Here is a 20,631-nt window from a genome sequence, read left to right as displayed (position 1 = left end):
GTCGAAGCAGGAGCCGTAGAGGATCGTGTCCTCCATGCCGAGAAAGCCAGAAATCGTCGCCTCGAGCTGCTTGTGCTCTTCCTGCGTGCCGCAGATGAAACGCACCGACGCCATGCCGTAGCCATAGCGGTCGAGTGCCTGCTTGGCCGCATCGCGCAAGTCGGCGCTATCGGCGAGGCCAAGATAATTGTTGGCGCAGAAATTCAGCACCCTCTCGCCGCCCACCTCGATCTTAGCCGATTGCGTCGAGGTGATCACCCGCTCGGATTTGTAGAGGCCGGCCGATTTCAGCCCTTGAAGCTCGCTGTCGATATGGGAGAGGAATGCCGCGCTCATGATTTGGCCCTGTTGAGATTGAATGGACTGTCGCCCCGCGCGGGCGAAAAATCCACCGCAAAAGCGACGGCTTCGGTGACCCGACGGTCAGTGGCCAGAATGCCGCCCCAGAATGCCGCCAAATGGCAGATGTTCAAATGCAGCTGCGGCGCGAAAGAAGGCGATAACCATTTTGCGAGCTTTTCACCGCTGCTGCTGTGTCGGCTTCCGGAGCTGTTAACCTTTCAAGCCAATGGTTCTCATACCCAACAATCTGTCGGCGAGAGGGACCGCCCCAGAAAATGTCGCAGCAACCGATGCAAACCATTTCGGGCAAGCTCATACTGCTGATCAAGGCAGGCTATTGGCTGGCGCTGCTGATCATTGCAGCCATGGTGATGGCCTCCTTCATCCTTCTCCAGCAGATGATGGCTGGCCATCGGCACGACGACACGCTGCTCGATATTGTCGGCATGCAAAAGGTGCTGTCGCAACGCATTGTCTTCCTTGCCAACGCGGCAGGAGCAGCTACGCGCAACCAACAACCGGCTCTGGTCACCGCATTCAAACAGGCCACGGCCGACTTCGAGAGGAACTACGACCTTCTGCTCGAGCGTGTGGTCGCCGACCCGGCGTCACCGGCCAGGCTCGATCCAAAATCAGTCGAGAACGTCCTTTTTGCCAAACCGTTTCATCTCGATTACTTCTCGGTCGGGCTTATCGCCAACGGCGAACGCCTGGTTTCGGCGTTTGAATCGCAACTCGGCATGGCCGACAATGGCGGCTACAAGGGTGGCGGCGAACGCGTCAACCTCGACGCTTCCGTCGCCAATGCGGCCCTGTCGGGCTATGCGGCACTCGGCCAGCGCATCAGCGCCCAAGCCGACGCGCGATCGGAGAGCCTTCTCGATCTCCATCGAACGCTGTTCTACTCCACCCTCGGCGTCATCGTGCTGGTGGCACTTTTCATCTTCAGGCCGATGTCGAACGCCATCCTGCGCAAGACGCGTGAACTGATCGATACCCGCAATTCCATGGCCTTCATCGCCGTGCATGACGGCCTTACAGGCCTGCACAACCGCACCTTCCTGACCGACCATTTCGATACGCTGATCAAGGGCGCGCAGCGCCGGCGAGAGCGGCTTGCGGCGGTCCACCTCGACCTCGACCGGTTCAAGCAGATCAACGACACGCTTGGCCACGCCGCCGGCGACTATGTGCTGGTGGTGACGGCGCAGCGCATGCGTGATTCTTGCCGGGCGTCGGACCTCTGCGTGCGTCTCGGCAGCGACGAGTTCGTGATGATCCTCAACGGTGCCGGCGGCACCGAGGACATCAACACGGTCGCCGGGCGCGTCCTGTCGCAGATCAACGAACCGATCGTCTATCGGGGCGCGACCATCCTTCCGGGCGCCAGCGCCGGCGTCGCCGTCTATCCGGTCGACGCCGACAATGCGCAAGATCTGCTCGTCCATGCCGACCTCGCGCTCCACGCCGCCAAGAAGCAGGGTGGCGGCAGTCTCTCATTCTTCTCCGAGGCGTTGCGGCATGAACTCGACTACCGCAAGCGGCTCGAGCATGACATCAGGATCGCTATCGCGGAGAAGACGTTCCAGGTCTATTTCCAGCCACAGGTTTCGTTGTCGAACGGCACCATCGGCGGGATCGAGGCGCTGGTTCGCTGGAGACATGCCGAGCGCGGCATGATCGCACCGGGCGAGTTCATTCCCATCGCCGAGAAATGCGGACTCATGCCTGCGATCGGCCGCATCGTCATCGCCAAGGCAATCGGCGAGGCGGCGGAGTGGAACCGTGCCGGCATTGCCTTCGGACGGCTCGCCGTCAACGTCTCCGGCTCCGAATTGCGTGAGGCCGATTTCGACGCCTTCCTCTTCGGTGCGCTGGAAAAGGCTGGGCTGCCGCCACAAAAACTGTCGCTCGAGATCGTCGAATCCGTCATTCTCGACGACGAGAAGACCGGCATCGCGGCAAAGCTGCGGCACATCCGCGCCACCGGCGTCCATCTTGAACTCGATGATTTCGGCACCGGCTACGCGTCGCTCAGCCACGTCAACCCGAACGAGATCGACAGGCTGAAGATCGATCGCCGCTTCGTCCAGAACATCAATGAGAACGGCGACAACACCAAGATCGTGCGTGCCATCACCGAACTCGCCCGCGGCCTCGGCATCTCGATCGTCGCCGAGGGCGCCGAAACCGAGGCTGAACTCGATTCGCTGATGGCGATCGGCTGCGACCAGGTGCAGGGCTACTCGATCGCCTTCCCGATGCCGCAGGACCAGGTACGCGAATGGCTGGTCGCGCGGGCGCCGAAGAGAGCCAGGCTGACGGTGCTGCAGGGAAGGCTGGCGTAAGGCGCCAACCTGACACGCCGCTTCGGAAATGGCGGCCTGATGGGGTTACGGCCGGTCTGTAGCTGGCTGCCGCTACATCTTGGGCTCGCTGAACAATGCGTTCGGCAGTTGGGATCAATCGACATTCGCCCGCAGCGTCGCCAAGACTTCCGCGAACTCCGCCAGCCTGTCGTCCGACAACCCGGTCCGCAGCCGCTTGTCGAAGGCAATGGCTGCCGTGCGCAATTTCAGGAACAGGGCCTCTCCCGCTTCGGTCAGTTCGACCTGATGGACGCGGCGGTTTTCCGGATCGCGGCGCCGGGTCAGCAAACCTTGCGTCTCCATCGCGTTCAGATGGTGGGTCAGCGTCGCGCCTTGGATTCCGATCATGCCGGCGAGCTCACGCTGGTTGGCCAGTTCGCGCGACTTGATCGACAACAGCGTGACCCAGACCGGCAGCGTGCCGCCCGCCTCGACCAACGTGGCGTCAAAGGCCTGAGCGACAAGCTTTGCGGTGCGGGCGAGATTCATCCCGACTGGCGGGCGGTCAAAAAGCGTCATGATCCGACACTAGAGTAAGGGAAAGGCCGATGGAACTGGCCCTTTGACTTTACATTGATATCTAATCATTTGATATCTAACTTTATGGTTGGCGGTAGGAAAGGAGGAACGCGGTCATGCAGTATGTCTACATCATCGTCCTCGGCCTTCACGTATTGGCCGGTGTGTTCTGGGCTGGAACGACCATCGCTGTCGCCCGCGATCCGGAGATTCGGATCGAACGGTTTTTCCGGCCGCAAATGAACGCGGCTGGCATGGTTTTCCTGACCGGCGCCCTGCTCTGGTATTTCTTCCACAGCGGCTCAATCGGTTCGATGGAAATGGTTCTGGCCCTGGGTATCGCGACGGCCTTGATTGCCGCCGGCGTCCAGGGCGCGCTCGTCGGCTCTGCCAGCAGGCAGCTTGCCGGCACTGACTCGGCGACGGAAACGCAGTTGCGCGCGAAAATGACAAGGGGCGAACGCATCGCCGGCGGCCTGCTGGTCATCACCGTGCTCTGCATGGCCACCGCCAGAATGTTTTGAGCGGCCAGCCGCTATCGCGGTTTAAGAGATCGTACGGTGTCTGGCTGCAAGCCGGCGGCGTGCGCAGCGCGCAGATCGGACCGACGTGCCTGGTGGCTCTCCGTGCGGAGGTTCGGCTGCGCGCCACCAAATCAAATCCGAAGTGATCTTCAGATCCATACCGTCCTCGGAAATAGGCCGGCTCGTGGCTGGTCGACATGACCCGGTTCTTCAGCGTCAAATGTTTGAGCTGATAGGGCTGGAGAAGCGGATCGCTGGTGGTCCTCGTCTTCCTGTTTCAAATTGTGCTAATGAGCGGCAAATTTTTGTATTTTTGCGCATGTCGTACCCAAGTCCGCGCACCCTCGGGTCGGACCCGTGGGCAGGCTTTTGGGCGACATGCAGTAAGGAACCCGCCGATGACTGATACGAAAAACCTTACCCAGCTCGGCACCAACGTCGAGGCGCCACAGAACCCTGACGCAGCAGTCCTGGAGACCGTGCCGTTTTCGCGCGGCGACGGGCCGCCAGCCATCGTTCGCTTTACCTGCCCGGAATTCACTTCGCTCTGCCCGGTCACCGGCCAGCCGGACTTCGCCCACATCGTCATCGACTATGCACCCGACACGCTACTGGTGGAATCGAAGTCGCTGAAGCTGTTCATGACCTCGTTTCGCAACCATGGCGCCTTCCATGAAGAGTGCACCATCATGATCGGCCGCCGCATCATCGCTGCGACCAAACCACTGTGGTTGCGGATTGGCGGCTATTGGTATCCGCGCGGCGGCATTCCGATCGACGTATTCTGGCAGACCGGCGCGCCGCCGGAAGGCGCATGGCTGCCCGACACCGGTGTTGCGCCGTATCGCGGACGCGGCTGAATTCTGCTGCGAGATGTCCGGCGGGACAGCAGGATCGCCAACTCTGGTTTTCAATCGTCATCAGGCGATCAACTCATCGGTCCGTTCTCACTCACACTGATATTGGCTGAGCGCCCATTCGCCGGTCACCGACAGAAGGTCCGATATCTTCCAGATCGCCGTCGACCTTTTTGAACTTCCATTCCAGCCGGTGCGGATTGCCGGCAACGATAAAGGCGACGACGACCTTGGCCTCATCGCCTTTGACCGCTTCAACAGCCTTCAGGCTGTTGTCGATCTTGGCCCTGTCGTACGCCGCATTGTCGAGCGCCATGTTGGGATCGAGGCATTCGCCCTGCCCCGATTTCCGCAGCGCATCGCTCTTGTCGAGCACCGACCTCGCGGGATCGACGAAATGGCTGCGCTGAGCCGGATCGAGCTCGAGCCCGACATGCTCGTAAAACGGTTTCACCATCGCCGTCGGCGAACCCGGCCGCAGCGGAGCTGCCCGTGCATTTTCTGCTGAGAGCGGCGCGCTGAACAGGCCCTGGCCAGCGGTGCTGCTCAAACCCGCGGCCAGCAGGCACGCAGTCGCCAGGGCCAGGGCGCGGGCCATGGCGTCACTCCGGAGTTTGGCCAGCCAGGCATTCGAGCGCACTCAGCGTCCAGCCGCTGGTCTTCGAGGTGATGTCGGCAACCTTCCACTGGCCGTCGACCTTCTTCAGCGACCAGACCATTTCGCGTTTGGATTCATCGCCTTCCGGGAAAAGGTTGAACGTAACTGTCACGTTGGCGCTGTCGCCATCCACTGCTTCAGACAGCTTCAACGTCTTGGCGACTGTCTTCTCGTCAAAATCCTGCGCGTCGAGACCGGGGGCAAAGTCGATGCAAGGCACCTCGTCCGGCTTGTTCTTCTGCGCCTGGTCGTTGAGGTCGAACAGCTTTGTCACCGGCTCGGTGAAACGGTCGCGGTATTTCGCGTCGGCCTCGAACTTGACCTCGGGCATGTAGAAGAACTTCACCGCATTGGAGGCCGGCCCGGCCAGGGCGGTCGCAGGCGCTGCGATCGAGAGAGCGGCGGCAAGCACAATCAGTCTCATCCGATAATCTCCAGGTTTTCGTGGTGGGAACCCGTTCAATACCACGAATCCATAGCGAGCGCGGTGATGTGAAGCCGCCCGAAAAGTCAGCGAGCAAGAGAGCAGCTGCTCAAGAGCTTTTGGCGAGCCAGCTCGCAAAAAGCCGCGCTTTCGAACCTGCCCTGGGATGGATTTTCAGATAAAATGCCCTAGGTGAGGGAATGTTGTCGGGTACAAGTGTGACCAGCCGGCCCTGTTCCATCAGGCTTTTGACCAATCCATCCCACCCCAAGACCGCCCCGATATCATCCTGAGCGGCCTGGAGGGCAATCATGTAGTTGTTCACAGAAAACCTGCGGCCTTTTGGGATGGTGTGTCCAAGCGCTTGAAACCACTCCGGCCAGTTCGTCCAGTCGGTTTCCTCGTTGTTCATATGAATCAAAGGCGCCTTGAGCAGATCCTCAACTCGGCCAATGCCGTGCTCGGCGGCGAATTTTGGAGTTCCAAGCGCGACAATGCGATCTTGAAAAAGTTTGTGACACTCCTCGGGACTTTCCTGCGCATCTCCGTAATGAATACTTAGATCACAGCGGATCGCTGTTGCGGGCACGTCGCTGACGATCTGCGAGACGGTGATGGTGGGATGGCTCTTCCAGAAGGCTGAAATCTTCGGTGTAAGCCATAGCGAGCTGACGGCAGTCGTTGTCCGGATGGTCACGTCGGCGGTTTCCGGGCGATCGCGCATGTGAGTGACGGCGTCGGAAATCGTCTCAAGCCCGCGCTGCACGGCAACGAACAGGAACGCTCCTTTCTCAGTCAATTCGACGCCGCGGCTCAAGCGCAGGAACAGGTTGCATCCCAAGTCACCCTCAAGCGCCTTGATCTGGTGGCTGATCGCGGCGGGCGTCACATTCAATTCCTGGGCGGCGTTTTTGAAACTCGCATTTCGGGCGGCTGCCTCGAAGCAGATGAGAGCCGTCACCGAGGAGAGATCGTACGGTCTTGGCATCAACGCTTCTTCGGACCCGCTTTTTGGATGGCTCGCTGAGTGCAACAGATTAGCTGAACTAAATCGTTCTGAAAATTAGTGCTATTGCGCAAAAGGCGTTCAGGCAAGAAAATTTCATCTCAAATGTGCACGCCATCTATGGAATTCCGCATGAACGCCCCCTCGCCCTCGATCCAAGAGTTGCTAGCGCGCCGGGTCTCGGGCTATGCCCTTGAGCAGCCCTTTTACACGTCGCCGACGATTTACCAGCTCGATCTCGAGCACATCTTCTACCAGGAATGGCTCTACGCGGCCCCGGCATGCCAGCTTGCGAAAGCTGGTAGCTACGTGACGATGCGCGTGGGCGCCTATGAGGTGGTCATCGTGCGCGCCCGCGATGGTGAAATCCGCGCCTTCCACAATTCCTGCCGCCATCGCGGCTCGATGATTTGCAAGGCGCGCGAAGGCCAAGTGGCCAAACTCGTCTGCCCCTATCACCAGTGGACCTATGAGCTTGACGGCAAGCTCATCTGGGCAAATGACATGGGGCCCGACTTCGACATGTCCAAACACGGGCTGAAGCCGGTCCATCTGCGCAATCTGGCCGGCCTGATCTACGTCTGTCTGTCCGCTACGCCCCCAGACTTCGAACCGTTTGCCGACCTGGCCCTTCCCTACCTAGAGGTCCATGACCTCAACAATGCGAAGGTCGCGCATACGTCGACCATCGTCGAAAAGGCCAACTGGAAGCTTGTGTGGGAAAACAACCGCGAATGCTACCACTGCAGCAGCAACCACCCGTCGCTCTGCCGCTCCTTCTCGCTCGACCCGGACGTGGCCGGTGTCTCTGCTGACGGGTCGGTCTCGGCGACCCTCCAGGCGCATTTTGACCGTTGCGAAGCCTCAGGCGCGCCGGCGCAGTTCCGGCTTGGCGGCAGCGGCCAATTTCGCCTGGCGCGGATGCCGCTGCAGCAAAAGGCGGTGAGCTACACGCTCGACGGCAAGGCTGCCGTTCGCAAGAATCTTGGCCGGGTGGCTCTGCCCGATGCAGGCTCGCTGTTGATGTTCCATTATCCAACGACCTGGAGCCACTTCCTGCCGGATCACTCCTTGACCTTCCGAGTCACGCCAATCAGCGCCACGGAAACCGAGGTCACCACCACCTGGCTGGTGAACAAAGATGCCGTCGAAGGGCTCGACTACGACCTCAAGCGCCTGACCGAGGTCTGGATTTCTACCAATGATGAAGACCGTGAGATCGTCGAAACCAACCAGCAAGGGATCTTCTCTCCTGCCTATGTTCCCGGACCATATTCGCCGGTTCAGGAAAGCGGTGTGACCCAATTCGTCGATTGGTATGCGAACTGGCTTGAGCGCTCTCAGGCCTCGATGCGATTGGCCGCGGAGTGAACCAATGAACGTGGTGGCAAAACCCAGGCTGGTCTTCTGGACCGACGCGGAAGAACTCGAATGTGCCTCCTTTCTTCCGGAGGCGCCGAACGTCCTCACCTTTTGTTTCCGGTCGCCGTCCGGATCGCTGTTCAATTTTGATCCAGGGCAGTTCCTCACTTTGGAACTGCCCACTCCCGGCGGTCCAATCTACCGGGCCTACACGATATCCTCATCTCCGTCGCGGCCGACCTCGCTGACCATTACCGTAAAGGCGCAGGCCGACTCCGTCGGAACGCAGTGGATGTTTGACAGCCTCCGTCCGGGCATGCGCCTGCGGGCAATAGGTCCGGGGGGCACCTTCTCCATGGCGCATCAGCCAGCCGAAAAGTATCTTTTCATCTCAGCCGGCTCGGGCATCACACCGATGATGTCCATGACTACACATCTGTATGATTCCGGAGTTGATCCGGACATCGTCTTTGTCCACTGCGCGCGCCGCCCTTCTGAGATCATCTTCCGTGAACGGCTGGAGCATATGGCGTCGCGCGTAACTGGCATCGACCTGAAATGGGTGGTTGAACAGACCGATCCATACAGGCCGTGGACCGGTTACAGAGGCATGTTCAACCAGTTGATGCTCGGACTGATGGCGCAGGATTATCTTGATCGCGAGGTGTTCTGCTGCGGGCCCGAGCCCTTCATGCAAGCCGTGCGCGAGGCGCTGGCCGGTCTCGGTTTCGACATGGCGCATTACCATCAGGAAAGCTTCCGCGCGCCGCTTCCTGAGGCCGAGAAGGTCCCGGATGACTTCGTTCCCGCCGAGAACAACGAGGCCGAGATCGAATTTGTCCTATCCGGCGTCTCCGCGAAATGCGTCGAGACCGATACGGTCCTGACTGCGGCACGGGCTGCGGGTCTGGTGATCCGATCGGGTTGCAGTATGGGGATATGCGGGACCTGCAAGGTTCGCAAAACCGAAGGCGATGTTCATATGGTCCACAATGGCGGCATCACCGACGAAGAGATTGCCGACGGCTATTTCCTTGCTTGCTGTTCTAATCCGGTTGGCCGTGTGAAAGTCGAGATATAGCAACCATTCGCGATCTTTGATCAAGGCGCTTCTTCGAAATCGGCAGCGCCTTGACGGTCCGCGGCCAACCGACGTCGATGATGAAGCTATTGATGAGTAACGCGCTTCACCCGCAAGGCGGTCTTGGCTCTTCCCTCGACCGGTAGCCGGGTTTCGGGCAAGTTCAGTGATGCGTCTGATCCACCAACAGCGCCCAGAAAGCGAACAGCGGCCGATCCAGCGATCTCATTGCGTGTTTGATGCCTGGCGGATTGTAGAATGATCCACCGATGCCGGGCGAAAACCAATCCTTGTCACCATGCTTGAATTCGCCATGCGAAAGCACGAGGTAGGTTTCTTCCGGCGGATGATCGTGGTCGGGATACCGGACGTGAGGAGCCATCAAGGTGACGCCGAGCCACAGATCGTTTCTGTCCTCGAGGCCGCCCGGGCCAAGGATCATCGCGTTGGCGTGACCGTCGCGGAAATTGCTGCTGGCAGGCGGGGCGGGATTTGATTTCAGCCGCCATTCGAGCAGCGGCTCGATCGCCTTGAAGCGCTCAATCAAGTCGCGGAGCGTAGGCGGGATCGCCTCTTCCGCCAACGCCGGGCCGAGATAGGAACAGACCGGCAAACGGCTCCCGGCCCTGGTCTTTTCAGGCCCGGGAACCTCCGATTGGGCGAAGAGCTGGATGATCGATCTGCGCGATCGCAGGTCGTGTGAGAACTGGTCAAAGGCCACGAACGCTGTGTCTACAAAATATTGCAGGGCCTCACTTCTGTTCATCTTTCAGCCCTTGTTGTGAGCGGACGCTATGGTCCGTTGCCGGATGTTAGATATCTTTCGCCAGTCGCAGTGCATCGTAGATCGCGGCGTGGGTGTTGCGAGCTGAAACGGCGTCGCCGATACGAAAGAGTTGGAATTGGCCCTGCGCATTCCGCACCACCGACTGCGGCTGCCCGGCGATGAGCTCATCTTGCGAAATCTCTCCGTGATTGGTCGATTTCGGTTTCAGTTCGAAATAGATGTCGTCCAGCGGAATGGTGCCGTGATTGACGACAACCTGATCCACGACGCGCTGTTTGGATATGCCGCCGTAGTCACTGCCGACATTTGCAATGAGCTGATTGCCATTCTTTTCAACTGACTCGAGCCGATAGGTAACGGTGAAGGTCACATCGAGTTTTTGAAGAGACCTCATGTAGGGCACGAGGTTCATAGCCATGACCTCGGGTGAGAATGACCGGTCCGGTGTCATGATTTCAACCTTCGCTCCGGCGCCGGCGAGGAATTCCGCGGCCTGGAGTGCCGCGTGGTCACCCGCGTCGTCGAAGATGAGGACATTGGTTCCCGGCTTTGCGTCTCCGGAGATGATGTCCCAAGACGTCACCACGAACTCGTTGCCCTTGGAAAGGACGTCGGTGTGCGGCACCCCGCCCGTTGCGACGATGACAACGTCCGGATTTTCCGCCTCGATGGTTTCGGCTTCCGCCCAGGCATTGAACCTGATGGTCACTCCATGTTTTTCGCACTGGGCCATGCGCCAATCGATGATGCTCATCATCTCCTTGCGGCGCGGGCTCAGCGCTGTCAGCCGGATCTGCCCGCCAGGGTCGCTGGCCGCCTCGAAGACCACGACCTCGTGTCCCCGCTCACCCGCCACGCGGGCGGCCTCGAGGCCAGCCGGACCTGCACCGACGATAACAACTTTCTTGCGGCTGTCGGCCTTGGCGACAATGTGCGGCATGGTCAGTTCGCGGCCGGTCGCGGCGTTATGAATGCAGTATGCCGCCCCGCCCTGATAGATACGGTCAAGGCAATAGTTCGCGCCCACGCACGGCCTGATTTCGTCTTCGCGCTTTTCTATGATCTTGCGCACGATGTGAGGGTCGGTCATGTGCGCGCGCGTCATGCCGATCATATCCACCTTACCCGACGCAATCGCGTGGCGGGCAGTCGCCACATCCGGTATTTTCGCTGCGTGGAAAGTTGGGAAGTTGGTTGCCGCACGAATCTCGCCGGCAAAATCAAGATGCGGCGCATTCGCCATTCCCTGAATTGGAATGACGTCCGTCAGGCCCGCATCGGTATCGATGTGCCCGCGGATCACGTTGAGGTAGTCGATGAGTCCGCTTTGCTTGAGGCGTTTGGAGATCTCAATGCCCTCCGACATGCCAGTGCCACCGGGGAGACGCTCATCCGCAGTATATCGTACGCCCAGGATAAAGTCGTCGCCCACCCGTGACCGGATCGCCTTGAAGACGTCCATGCAAAAGCGCATGCGATTATCGAGCGAACCACCATACGGACCGTCAAGTTCGTTCGTGAGAGGAGACACGAACTGGTCGATCAAGTGGCCATAGGCCTCGAGTTCGACGCCATCCATCCCGCCTGCCTTCATCCGCTCCGCGGCGTCCGCAAAATCCTTGATGATGCGCTCGATATCCCAGTCTTCAATTTTCTTGGGAAATGCACGGTGTGAGGCTTCACGATGATGGGACGGAGCCACAACGGGAAGCCAATCGCCTTTGTCCCAGCGTGTACGCCGTCCAAGATGGGTCAGCTGGATCATGATCGCGGCGCCCTCTTCGTGCACCGCATCGGTCATTTGCCTGATCCATGGCACGATCTCGTCCTTGTAGGCGAGCAGGTTGTTGAAAACCGGGGGGCTGTCCTTCGAGACCGCCGCGGACCCGGCTGTCATCGTCATCGCCACACCGCCCTTCGCCCTTTCAACCGTATAGGCGAGATAGCGCTCCTTCGGCATCCCGTCCTCCGGATAAGCCGGCTCGTGGGAGGTCACGATGATGCGATTGCGCAGGGTCAAATGCTTGAGTTTGTACGGCTGCAGGAGGGGATCGGTCGACATCTGACGGACTCCGGGCTGAGATGGCAAGTGCGAACGCTATCCGAAAATGTACATGCCTGTCAAGTTTCACTTCTGATCAGTCGATAGAGTCGACATAGGTGTACATTTTGCTGGTTTTCACTTTGATATTTTGTTAGGCTGATCACTCATGGAGCAAATTTCGAACGATAGCGGATGGCGCGGATCGCCGGAGGGGTGGCTTGAAGCCGCCTACGACCTGCTTCTTGAATCGGGCGTCGACACGGTGAGAATATCGCCACTGGCCAAGAAATTGGGCCTGTCGCGCACCAGCTTCTATTGGTTCTTCAAGGATAGAGAAGAACTGTTGGCTGCCCTCGTGACCCGTTGGCGGGACAAGAACACCGGCAACCTCGTCAAGCAGGCTGAGGCATATGCCGAGACGGTCGCCGAAGCGATGCTGAACGTTTTCGACTGCTGGCTCGACAAATCCTTGTTCGATTCCCAGTTCGAGTTCGCAGTCAGAAGCTGGGCGCTTCAATCCCCTGACATTCTGGCGGAGGTGCAGAAAGCCGACCAGACGCGTCTCGATGCGTTGAGCCAGATGTTTGTCCGCTTTGGTTACGACGAAGGCTCAGCCGATGTTCGAGCGCGCACCATCTACCTCGTGCAGATCGGCTACATCTCAATGCAGACCAGCGAAGATCTCGCGGACCGCATGAAGCGCATTCCCGGGTACGTGGAGATTTTTACAGGTAAGGCCCCGCGGAAGCGCGAACTCGACCGGTTCTTCGCCAGACACGGCCATTCGGCGGGCTGAGGAAGCGTTTCGACAATGGGTGAACCCCTGAGCATCGGAATAATCGGCGGAGGTGGCTGGCTTGGACGCGCTATCGCCGAGGCCATTATTGATGCGCAAATAGTCGCCGCAGAGCACCTCACGCTCTCTCATAGAACTGGGCAACCCGACTTTCTGCCAAACGCTACATGGACCAGGGACAACCAGGAACTGGTGGATCGATCTGATGTCATCATCGTCTCGGTCCGGCCCCAGGATTGGCCTGCCATCGACATTACTGCGTCCGGCAAGCTCGCCATGTCGGTTATGGCCGGGATCACTCTCGACCAACTGGCGGGACGTCTTAAAACCGACCGCGTCGTCCGCACGCTTCCGAATGCAGCGGCAGAGGTGCGGAATTCCTATACTCCCTGGATAAGCTCTCAGAGCGTCACTGCGGATGACCGCAATGTCGTTCGCCGGATTCTGGAGGCCTGTGGCGCGGCCGATGAAGTCAAAAGCGAAGCAGATATCGATTATCTGACGGGCCTGACTGGATCCGGCCCGGCGTTTCCGGCGCTCTTGGCGGCAGCGATGATGGATGATGCCGTCAGCCGAGGAATGGATCCAGATATTGCCCGGCGGAGCGTCAGCGCGGTGCTTGTTGGAACCGGAAAACTCCTCGAGGCTCGTCCAGACAATCCCCAAGGTATCGTCCAGACCTTCCTCGACTACCGCGGGACCACCGCGGCAGCGATCGAGGCCATGCGCGCAGCCGGGTTTGAATCTGCCGTGGCAGCCGGCCTTGCCGCGGCGCTCCAGAAATCCGTGACTATGGGACAAGCCACCTGACTGCCGCCCGAGGCCTTCCTCCGACCGCTGGTGTGATATTATGTCAAAACTCTTTCCGCATCTGTTTTCACCTGCAAAGCTAGGCAGTCGCACGCTCCGAAACCGGATCGTGTTCGGGGCTCATACCGCCAACATGGCCGAAAATGGCGTGCCGACCGAACGACACGTTGCCTACTATGCCGAGCGAGCGCTCGGTGGGGCCGGCATGATTGTTGTCGAACCCATGCCCGTCCATCAGGCCGCCGTCCTGACACGCGGCAATTTTCGACCTGACGACGATAGCGTCATTCCTCATTTCCAGCAGGTCACGCGCGCGATCAAGGACCACGGGGCGATCGCCATCCAGCAGCTCTATCACGTCGGAGCGCACGGGGATTCGGACAACTCATTTCACGCGCATTGGTCGCCCTCGGGCCTGCCGAGCTATCATGACAGCGACGGTTCCCACGCCATGTCCGAGGGTGAGATTTGGGAAACCATCGACAGCTTCGTTCAGGCGGCGCGCCGCTGCCAGGAAGCCGGTTTCGACGGCGTCGAAGTCTGGGCTGCCTATCTCGGACTGGTCGATCAGTTCTGGACGCCCTGGACAAACCGACGCGAGGACCAATGGGGAGGGTCGCTCGACAACCGCACGCGGATCTCGCGCGAAATCCTAACCCGCATCCGCGAAACATGCGGCCTCGACTTCATCATTGGACTCTCGGTCAGCGACGAACCTGATTACACAGTCGCGCTCAGTCGCCAGGAACTGGCGGAGATCATTCGGCTGCACGATGAGCAGGGGCTGATCGATTACGTGACCTGCGGCACCGGTAGCTACCTCGACTTCTACAAGATAATGCCGACGTTTCTCTATCCGGAGAAGCTTGGCGCCGATCTTGCGACGACCCTCAAGGCCGTGGTCAAGACGGCCCTCGTGGTCGCCGAAAGCCATATCAGGACGCCTGAAAACGCCGAAACCGTGCTCGGCGAGAAAGCTGCAGACCTGGTCTCGATCGTCCGCGGCCAGATCGCCGACCCGCATCTGGCACGCAAAGCCGCGGCGGACCGGCCCGAGGATGTGCGCGGATGCATATCCTGCAACCAGATGTGCTGGGGCCGTCGTTCGCGCGACTACTGGATCAGCTGCCTTATCAATCCCTCTGCAGGGCGCGAGTTTGAATGGGGTGGTGACCGGTTCACGTCCGCTGTCATCAAGAAACGGGTGCTTGTCGTCGGCGGCGGTCCCGCCGGGCTCGAGACGGCTCGGGTTGCCGCCGAGCGAGGGCACGACGTGGTGCTGGCCGAAGCCTCCAGTAGGCTGGGCGGGAACTTTCTGCTCGCAGGACTGCAGCCGCGCCGCGGGCAAATCCTCGACCTTCTCGGGTGGTATGAACGCCAGCTCAGCAAACTGAATGTCGACGTACGACTGAACACCTACGTCGAGGCCTCGGAAATCGCCTCTTTCCAAGCTGACACCGTTATCCTGGCCACGGGGTCGGTGTCTCCCGAAACCGGCTTTCAGAAGGGTTTGCCGGCAGTGCCGAGCCTGCCCGGCATCGAAAGGGGCAATGTCTTCTCGATCGAATCCGTCATGGCCCGCGTTGTGCGGCCGGGTAAGCACGTGCTTTTGCTCGACGAGGGCGGAGGCTGGCGCGGTTGTGGCACGGCCTGGAAACTTGCCGAGGATGGCCATCAAGTGACCATTCTCACGCCCGATCCGTTGGTCGGCAAGGAGCTGCAGCGGACAGCTGCCGATTTCCCGCTTCGACGGACATTGCGCCAGCTTGGCGTCACATGGGTGTTGGATGTCAACGTGCTGGAATGGCACGGGGACGGCGTGACCATCGTTGACCACAACACCCGTGAAGAGAGCTTTGTGCCGGGCGATTGCCTTGTTCTCGCAACCACCAATGTAGCAGCGAATTGGCTGGCGAAAGAGTTGGAAAGCACGTCCCAGCCTTTCATGGAGGTCGGCGACGCCGTCGCTCCGCGCCAGGCGCCCTACGCCTTCCACGAAGGACGGAAACTTGCCTTGGGGCTATGATACGCGGACGTTGTGCTTGCGCTTCATAAAATCCTTGGCGGTCTCGACTGCCACGGCTGCGTCGCGGCAATAGGCGTCGGCGCCGACGGCCTTGCCGAATTCCTCGTTGAGCGGGGCACCGCCGACCAGCACGACGTAGTCGTCGCGGATGCCCTTTTCCTTCATCGTGTCGATGACGACCTTCATGTAGGGCATGGTCGTCGTCAGCAGCGCCGACATGCCGATGATGTCAGGCTGGTGCTGTTCGATGGCGTCGAGGTATTTTTCCACCGCATTGTTGATGCCGAGATCGATGACGTCGAAGCCGGCGCCTTCCATCATCATGCCGACAAGGTTCTTGCCGATGTCGTGGATGTCGCCCTTGACGGTGCCGATCACCATCTTGCCCTGCTTCGGCGCGCCGGTGGCGACAAGCAGCGGACGCAGGATGAACATGCCCGCCTTCATCGCGTTGGCGGACAACAGCACTTCCGGCACGAACAGAATGCCGTCGCGAAAATCCTCGCCGACGATGCGCATGCCTTCGACCAGCGCCTCGGTCAGCACCTTGTAAGGCGCCCAGCCGCGCTCGAGAAGGATGTTGGTCCCTTCCTCGATCTCTTCCTTCAGCCCGTCATAAAGGTCGTCGTGCATCTGCTGCACGAGTTCGTCGTCGGAAAGCTCGGAAAGGACGATCTCGTCGTCGGACATGTTTGACGCACTCACTGATTTCAATGGTTTGCGGTCCGCCGGCACCTGTTTTCTGCAACGGGTGCCGGCGGGTCATTGCCAGCCTTGGGAGCTAACTCAGGCGTCCAGCCAGACGTTCTGAAGATCCATCTCGAAAGTCTGGTGGACCGCGTAGTTCTTCACCTTCTTGTTCATGTGGCTGTACAGCTTCTGCCAGAACGGCTGAATGATGACGCCCGAATCCTGCAGGATCTGCTCGACGTCCTTCATGACCTCGCGGCGCTTCTCCACGTCGATGAGTGAGAGGGCCTGCTTGAGCTTGGCGTCGAAATCAGGATTCGAATACGCCGTTTCATTCCAGGCCTCGCCGGTGCGATAGCCGAGCGCCAACACCTGAACGCCGAGTGGGCGCATATACCAGATGGTCATGGAATAGGGGTATTTCGTCCAGTCGTTCCAGAAGGTCGAACCCGGCAGCACCGTGCGCTTCACCTTGATCCCGGCATCGCGCAGCTGGCCGGCAATCGCGTCGCCGGTGTTCTTTTGCCAATCGTCCTCGACGGTGATCAGTTCATGCTCGAAATCGGCCTGTCCGGCCTCGGCCATCAGCTTCTTGGCGCCGGCCGCATCGCGTGTCTTCTTGGGCAGCGGAAAATATTCCAGATGGATCGGGCTGACATGGTGGTTTTCACCTGGGGTGCCGCGCCCGGCGTAGCCAAGTTCGAGCACCGCATTGTTGTCGACGGCCATCTGCAGGGCGTTGCGTACCCGCTGGTCATCATAAGGCTTGTGCGTGATGTTGGTGCGGGCAACGAGCGTCGTCGCCGTCGCGACCTCCGATTTCACCAGATCCATCTGGTCGAGGATGTCGATGAAGTCGGCGGGCGTCTCGAAATTGACGTCGATTTCCTCGGATTCGAATGCATTCACCGAGGCGTTGAAGTCGGTGCCGTAGTCGATGAATTCGACGCTGTCGAGCGGCGCTTCACCGCCCCACCATTTGCCATTCTCGCGACGCTTGACGACCGCGTTCTGGCCGACCGAATAAGACACAAGCTCGAAAGGCCCGGTGCCGATCGGCTTGGCGAGCGGATCGGCGCCATCGGTATCGAATTTGCGGTGGACGACGAGCGCTGGATAGTCGGTGAAGTTCGGGATCAGCGAGATATCAGGTTCGTTCAGCGTCAGCTTGACCGTGTTGTCGTCGACCTTGGTGATCGCCCCGTCCCTGGCCTTGCCGGTTTTGACGTCGATCAGCGCACCGACGCGGGCGGCCATCGAATTGCCGGCGGCATCCTTCTCGCACCAGCGCGTCAGATTGTAGACCACGTCGTCGGCGTTGAAGGCGTCGCCATTGTTCCAGGTGATGCCCTTGCGCAGATGCAGCACGTATTCGGTGGCGTCGTCGTCGACGTCCCAGCTCTCGAGCAGGACCGGCTCGAAAGTAAATTCGCGGGTGTAGCGGACAAGCGGCTCGAGCCAGCAGCGCGAAATGTTGGCAAGTTCCACCCAGTCGTAAGTACGCGGATCCTTCTGCGCCTTCACCGACATCGATACGCGCAGCGTTCCGCCTTTCTTGGGCTCTTCGGCCAAAGCCCGTCCCGGCACCGCAAGACCGATCATAGCGTAGGCAAGGGCAGTCGATGCCCCGAACGCGCTTGCCAGCGCCAGAAACTCGCGCCGGTCCATCCGGCCTGAGCGGGCTTCTTCAGCCATCGCTTCGATAACGCTGGGGACACGATCACCGTTGTTTCTGAAGATTGCCATTGTTTCGTCCCTTATGGTTGCCTTTGGGTCTTCGCCCGTTGGATTAACTAACGCTGTCCGGCAGCTTCTCCTCGCGCAGCGCGATCAAATCTTTGAGACCATCGGCGATGCCCTCATCGAGCTTCGGCTCCTCATAATCGGCGAGCATGTTGCGCGCTTTCTCGCGGCCGCGCGTGTCGTGGTCCTTTGCCCCTTCAGCCTTCCACTGTTCGTAGGAATTGAAGTCCATGATGCTGGGCATGAAGAAGGCGGACTGGAAATGCTCGAGCGTGTGCTGGGTGCCGAGGAAATGGCCCTGCGGCCCGACCTCGCGGATCGCCGCCATCGCTTCCTTGAAATCGTCGAACGGCAGGCCGCCGGCATATTTGTACCAGCCGACAAGCTGTTCGCAGTCCGTCGCGAATTTTGAATAGCCGCAGGTCAGGCCGGCCTCGAGCCATCCGGCGGAGTGCCAGATGTAGTTGGCGCCGGCAAGGATGGCGGCATGCATCAGCATGTTCGCCTCGTAGCCCGCCTGGGCGTCATTCAGTTTCGACCCGACATGGAAGCCCGACGTGCGCCATGGCAGCCGGTATTTTCGCGCCAGTGCTCCCATCAGATACATCATCTGGGCGGCCTCGGGCGTGCCACCCATCGGCGCGCCGGTCTTCATGTCGACCGTGACCATGAACTGCCCGTAGATCTGCGGCGAGCCCGGACGCAGCAGCTGCGTGAAGGCGACGCCCGCCAGCGCTTCGGCATTGACCTGCGCCACCGCTCCCACCGCCGAGGCCGAAGTCGAGGCGCCGCACAGCGCGAACGGCGCCAGGATCAACGGCTGGTTGTGACGCGCATAGACCTTCATCGCGTCCAGCATGGTGGCGTCCCATACCAGTGGCGAGTTGCAATTGGTGATCGCGACCAACACAGGGTTGTCGCGAACAAAATCCTCGCCGAACACGATGCCCGCCATCGCCATCGTGTCTTCGGCGCGATCCTTTGATGTCACGATGCCCATGAACGGCTTGTCGGAATGCTTCAGCGCCGAATGGATGATGTGGAGGTGACGCTTCGGCACCGCAATTTCCATCGGCTCGCAGATGATCGAGCTCGACGAATGCAGCGCTGGCGCCATATAGGCGAGCTTGTGGAAATTGTTGAGGTCGGCGAGTGTGCCATAGCGCCTGACATTGTCGAGGTCGCGCACGTAAGGCGCGCCGTACATCGGCACGAAGATGGAATTCTTGCCGCCGACGCGGACCGAGCGCTCAGGGTTGCGCGCATTGAGCGTGAACTCCGGCGGGACTTTCGAGACCAGCTCCATCAAGAGCGCGCGGTCAATGCGGACGCGCGTCTCAGAGACATCGGCTCCGGCGGCCTGCCACAGGGCTATGGCCTCGTCGTCGCGGAACTCGCAACCAACCTCTTCGAGGATCGACAGCGACTCCTGGTGGATCAGTTCGACAGCCTCGTCCGGGACCATTTGGTATGTGGGTATGTTGCGAACCAGCGTCGGAAACGACGCCATCGGAGTTCCCCGCAGCGCCTTGCGGCCCAGGCGGCCGCCACCTCGGCGGCCGGCGTGTTCGGTGACTTCGGCGGCCGGTGCATTCATGGCAACTCTATCCTCCCAATGACGACCAGCCTAGCGAGAGGAAATATGGCTGTGACGCTGGAAAATCCTGATCACTTGTATAAGCTCAGCTTATGCGAAGCTTGCGCCATCTGCTGCCCTCGGCCGGCAGCCTGATCGTTTTCGAGGCCGCCGGCCGGCTGTCGAGCTTTACCGCCGCCGGGCGGGAGCTCGGCATGACGCAGGCTGCCGTGTCGTATGCGATCCGCGGGCTTGAAGAGCAGCTCGGCGCGAAACTCTTCCAGCGCCGCCATCGTCAGGTCAGCCTTACCGAAGCCGGCGAGCGTTTCCACGCCGACGTCTCGCTCGGCCTGTCGCACATCCGCAAGTCGGCGGAGGATCTGCGCCTACAGGCGACCGGCGGCCATGTGACGCTCGCTGCCTCGACCGCCTTCGCCTCGTTCTGGATGATGCCGCGCCTGCAGCAGTTTCGCGACGAACTGCCGGGCATCGACCTGCGCATCCAGACCGCCGACCGCGATCTCGACATCATCGCCGAAGACATCCCGCTCGGCGTTCGTGGCGGCGAACCCCAGGGATGGCCGGACTATCATTCGCTGCCGCTCGCCGATGAGGAAATATTCCCGGTTGCCGGCGCGAGCTATGTGGCGCGGTTCGGACTGCCGGAAACCGTCGAGGATCTTCCATCGCACCGGCTCATCCATCTTGAAGAGCCGTTTCGCGAAGCCGCGAGTTGGGACGAGTGGTTCGCCTCGGCCGGGGTCAAAATCACCGATGCCGGGCGCGGCTTGCGCATCAACGATTATGCGCTGGTGATCCAGGCGGTCATGGAAGGGCAAGGCATTGCACTCGGCTGGGGCCACCTCGCCGAGCGCCTGCTGGCGTCGGGACTGCTGGTGCGTGCGACCGGCCACACGATGACGACCGGCAAGGGCTTTCATGTCATCTGGTCGAGAACCCGCGACCTCAGCGACAATGCTCGCAAGGTGCGGGACTGGCTGGCCGCGCAGGCCTGAG

General features: G+C 60.3%; 19 protein-coding genes. 9 read left to right on the top strand and 10 right to left on the bottom strand.

The genetic code is table 11. The features are described from left to right. On the bottom strand, positions 1–336 hold a 336-nt coding region (locus AC0L2C_RS31175), incomplete at its 3' end, for an aminotransferase class I/II-fold pyridoxal phosphate-dependent enzyme (RefSeq protein WP_473525220.1). A gap of 281 nt (positions 337–617) precedes the next feature. Here AC0L2C_RS31175 and AC0L2C_RS31170 point away from each other — a divergent pair. Then, on the top strand, positions 618–2,690 hold the full coding sequence (locus AC0L2C_RS31170) for a putative bifunctional diguanylate cyclase/phosphodiesterase (protein ID WP_023802334.1): 2,073 nt from the start codon (positions 618–620) through the stop codon (positions 2,688–2,690). Positions 2,691–2,804: 114 nt separating this feature from the next. Here the strand turns inward: AC0L2C_RS31170 and AC0L2C_RS31165 are convergent, their stop codons facing one another. Then, positions 2,805–3,230: a MarR family winged helix-turn-helix transcriptional regulator gene (locus AC0L2C_RS31165; RefSeq protein WP_027153887.1), complete on the bottom strand. Its 426-nt coding sequence runs from the start codon at positions 3,228–3,230 to the stop codon at positions 2,805–2,807. Positions 3,231–3,346: 116 nt separating this feature from the next. On the opposite strand from AC0L2C_RS31165, the gene AC0L2C_RS31160 reads away from it, so the two are divergent. Together AC0L2C_RS31160 and queF are read left to right on the top strand one after the other, a co-directional pair. Next, a complete protein-coding gene (locus tag AC0L2C_RS31160; RefSeq protein ID WP_473525219.1) occupies positions 3,347–3,754 on the top strand; it encodes a hypothetical protein in 408 nt (135 codons plus the stop codon). Positions 3,755–4,152: 398 nt separating this feature from the next. After that, positions 4,153–4,614, top strand: coding sequence for a preQ(1) synthase (queF, locus tag AC0L2C_RS31155; RefSeq protein ID WP_023802331.1), 462 nt, complete (start codon positions 4,153–4,155; stop codon positions 4,612–4,614). A 91-nt stretch (positions 4,615–4,705) separates the two neighbouring features. On the opposite strand, the gene AC0L2C_RS31150 is transcribed toward queF, so the two are convergent. From AC0L2C_RS31150 to AC0L2C_RS31140, 3 genes are all read right to left on the bottom strand, one after another. After that, positions 4,706–5,209, bottom strand: coding sequence for a hypothetical protein (locus tag AC0L2C_RS31150; protein WP_353728363.1), 504 nt, complete (start codon positions 5,207–5,209; stop codon positions 4,706–4,708). 4 nt (positions 5,210–5,213) lie between these two features. Continuing rightward, a complete protein-coding gene (locus tag AC0L2C_RS31145) occupies positions 5,214–5,693 on the bottom strand; it encodes a DUF3828 domain-containing protein (protein ID WP_023802330.1) in 480 nt (159 codons plus the stop codon). Positions 5,694–5,802: 109 nt separating this feature from the next. Continuing rightward, a complete protein-coding gene (locus tag AC0L2C_RS31140) occupies positions 5,803–6,681 on the bottom strand; it encodes a LysR substrate-binding domain-containing protein (RefSeq protein ID WP_091600607.1) in 879 nt (292 codons plus the stop codon). 150 nt (positions 6,682–6,831) lie between these two features. Between AC0L2C_RS31140 and AC0L2C_RS31135 the strand changes: the two genes are divergently transcribed. Continuing rightward, a complete protein-coding gene (locus AC0L2C_RS31135) occupies positions 6,832–8,070 on the top strand; it encodes an aromatic ring-hydroxylating oxygenase subunit alpha (protein ID WP_473525218.1) in 1,239 nt (412 codons plus the stop codon). A 4-nt stretch (positions 8,071–8,074) separates the two neighbouring features. Further along, positions 8,075–9,142 carry an FAD-binding oxidoreductase gene (locus tag AC0L2C_RS31130; RefSeq protein WP_287229797.1) on the top strand — a complete coding sequence of 356 codons (1,068 nt, stop codon included), beginning with the start codon at positions 8,075–8,077 and terminating at the stop codon, positions 9,140–9,142. Between the two features lie 163 nt (positions 9,143–9,305). Here the strand turns inward: AC0L2C_RS31130 and AC0L2C_RS31125 are convergent, their stop codons facing one another. Together AC0L2C_RS31125 and AC0L2C_RS31120 are read right to left on the bottom strand one after the other, a co-directional pair. Further along, the gene (locus AC0L2C_RS31125) at positions 9,306–9,908 is read right to left on the bottom strand and encodes a dimethylsulfoniopropionate lyase (RefSeq protein WP_287229799.1); all 603 of its coding nucleotides are present in this window, start codon (positions 9,906–9,908) and stop codon (positions 9,306–9,308) included. A gap of 46 nt (positions 9,909–9,954) precedes the next feature. Then, positions 9,955–11,991: an oxidoreductase gene (locus AC0L2C_RS31120; RefSeq protein WP_473525217.1), complete on the bottom strand. Its 2,037-nt coding sequence runs from the start codon at positions 11,989–11,991 to the stop codon at positions 9,955–9,957. Between the two features lie 148 nt (positions 11,992–12,139). Between AC0L2C_RS31120 and AC0L2C_RS31115 the strand changes: the two genes are divergently transcribed. Genes AC0L2C_RS31115 through AC0L2C_RS31105 form a run of 3 tightly spaced genes read left to right on the top strand, consistent with a single transcriptional unit; the run spans position 12,140 to position 15,605 of the window. Beyond that, positions 12,140–12,769, top strand: coding sequence for a TetR/AcrR family transcriptional regulator (locus AC0L2C_RS31115; protein ID WP_027153879.1), 630 nt, complete (start codon positions 12,140–12,142; stop codon positions 12,767–12,769). 15 nt (positions 12,770–12,784) lie between these two features. Beyond that, entirely contained in the window at positions 12,785–13,579 is a 795-nt protein-coding gene (locus AC0L2C_RS31110) for a pyrroline-5-carboxylate reductase family protein (protein ID WP_473525216.1), read from the top strand. Between the two features lie 40 nt (positions 13,580–13,619). Beyond that, entirely contained in the window at positions 13,620–15,605 is a 1,986-nt protein-coding gene (locus tag AC0L2C_RS31105) for an oxidoreductase (protein WP_473525215.1), read from the top strand. Here AC0L2C_RS31105 and AC0L2C_RS31100 read toward each other — a convergent pair. The 3 genes from AC0L2C_RS31100 to AC0L2C_RS31090 form a co-directional block, all read right to left on the bottom strand. Continuing rightward, positions 15,600–16,295 carry a corrinoid protein gene (locus AC0L2C_RS31100; RefSeq protein ID WP_128170762.1) on the bottom strand — a complete coding sequence of 232 codons (696 nt, stop codon included), beginning with the start codon at positions 16,293–16,295 and terminating at the stop codon, positions 15,600–15,602. The genes AC0L2C_RS31105 and AC0L2C_RS31100 overlap by 6 nt on opposite strands. A gap of 96 nt (positions 16,296–16,391) precedes the next feature. Beyond that, positions 16,392–18,041, bottom strand: a complete 1,650-nt coding sequence (locus tag AC0L2C_RS31095; protein WP_473525214.1) for an ABC transporter substrate-binding protein — start codon at positions 18,039–18,041, stop codon at positions 16,392–16,394. 43 nt (positions 18,042–18,084) lie between these two features. Next, positions 18,085–19,635, bottom strand: coding sequence for a trimethylamine methyltransferase family protein (locus AC0L2C_RS31090; RefSeq protein WP_473525213.1), 1,551 nt, complete (start codon positions 19,633–19,635; stop codon positions 18,085–18,087). A gap of 92 nt (positions 19,636–19,727) precedes the next feature. On the opposite strand from AC0L2C_RS31090, the gene AC0L2C_RS31085 reads away from it, so the two are divergent. Further along, positions 19,728–20,630 (top strand): LysR substrate-binding domain-containing protein, encoded by a 903-nt coding sequence (locus AC0L2C_RS31085; RefSeq protein WP_473525212.1) that lies wholly within the window; start codon positions 19,728–19,730, stop codon positions 20,628–20,630. Position 20,631: the final 1 nt, after the last annotated feature.

Source organism: Mesorhizobium sp. WSM4845, from assembly GCF_055811455.1.
Note: the sequence above shows the minus strand (reverse complement) of the source record. Positions and strands in the feature narration are given on the sequence as shown.

What these genes read in the sequence shown, in the direction of transcription:
- AC0L2C_RS31105 (WP_473525215.1), top strand. Translation starts at nt 13,620, where the DNA reads ATGTCAAAACTCTTTCCGCATCTGTTTTCACCTGCAAAGCTAGGCAGT.
- AC0L2C_RS31115 (WP_027153879.1), top strand. Translation starts at nt 12,140, where the DNA reads ATGGAGCAAATTTCGAACGATAGCGGATGGCGCGGATCGCCGGAGGGG.
- AC0L2C_RS31165 (WP_027153887.1), bottom strand. Translation starts at nt 3,230, where the DNA reads ATGACGCTTTTTGACCGCCCGCCAGTCGGGATGAATCTCGCCCGCACC.
- AC0L2C_RS31085 (WP_473525212.1), top strand. Translation starts at nt 19,728, where the DNA reads ATGCGAAGCTTGCGCCATCTGCTGCCCTCGGCCGGCAGCCTGATCGTT.
- AC0L2C_RS31135 (WP_473525218.1), top strand. Translation starts at nt 6,832, where the DNA reads ATGAACGCCCCCTCGCCCTCGATCCAAGAGTTGCTAGCGCGCCGGGTC.
- AC0L2C_RS31100 (WP_128170762.1), bottom strand. Translation starts at nt 16,295, where the DNA reads ATGTCCGACGACGAGATCGTCCTTTCCGAGCTTTCCGACGACGAACTC.
- AC0L2C_RS31140 (WP_091600607.1), bottom strand. Translation starts at nt 6,681, where the DNA reads ATGCCAAGACCGTACGATCTCTCCTCGGTGACGGCTCTCATCTGCTTC.
- AC0L2C_RS31095 (WP_473525214.1), bottom strand. Translation starts at nt 18,041, where the DNA reads ATGGCAATCTTCAGAAACAACGGTGATCGTGTCCCCAGCGTTATCGAA.
- AC0L2C_RS31125 (WP_287229799.1), bottom strand. Translation starts at nt 9,908, where the DNA reads ATGAACAGAAGTGAGGCCCTGCAATATTTTGTAGACACAGCGTTCGTG.
- AC0L2C_RS31120 (WP_473525217.1), bottom strand. Translation starts at nt 11,991, where the DNA reads ATGTCGACCGATCCCCTCCTGCAGCCGTACAAACTCAAGCATTTGACC.
- AC0L2C_RS31110 (WP_473525216.1), top strand. Translation starts at nt 12,785, where the DNA reads ATGGGTGAACCCCTGAGCATCGGAATAATCGGCGGAGGTGGCTGGCTT.
- AC0L2C_RS31130 (WP_287229797.1), top strand. Translation starts at nt 8,075, where the DNA reads ATGAACGTGGTGGCAAAACCCAGGCTGGTCTTCTGGACCGACGCGGAA.
- queF (WP_023802331.1), top strand. Translation starts at nt 4,153, where the DNA reads ATGACTGATACGAAAAACCTTACCCAGCTCGGCACCAACGTCGAGGCG.
- AC0L2C_RS31170 (WP_023802334.1), top strand. Translation starts at nt 618, where the DNA reads ATGTCGCAGCAACCGATGCAAACCATTTCGGGCAAGCTCATACTGCTG.
- AC0L2C_RS31145 (WP_023802330.1), bottom strand. Translation starts at nt 5,693, where the DNA reads ATGAGACTGATTGTGCTTGCCGCCGCTCTCTCGATCGCAGCGCCTGCG.
- AC0L2C_RS31150 (WP_353728363.1), bottom strand. Translation starts at nt 5,209, where the DNA reads ATGGCCCGCGCCCTGGCCCTGGCGACTGCGTGCCTGCTGGCCGCGGGT.
- AC0L2C_RS31160 (WP_473525219.1), top strand. Translation starts at nt 3,347, where the DNA reads ATGCAGTATGTCTACATCATCGTCCTCGGCCTTCACGTATTGGCCGGT.
- AC0L2C_RS31090 (WP_473525213.1), bottom strand. Translation starts at nt 19,635, where the DNA reads ATGAATGCACCGGCCGCCGAAGTCACCGAACACGCCGGCCGCCGAGGT.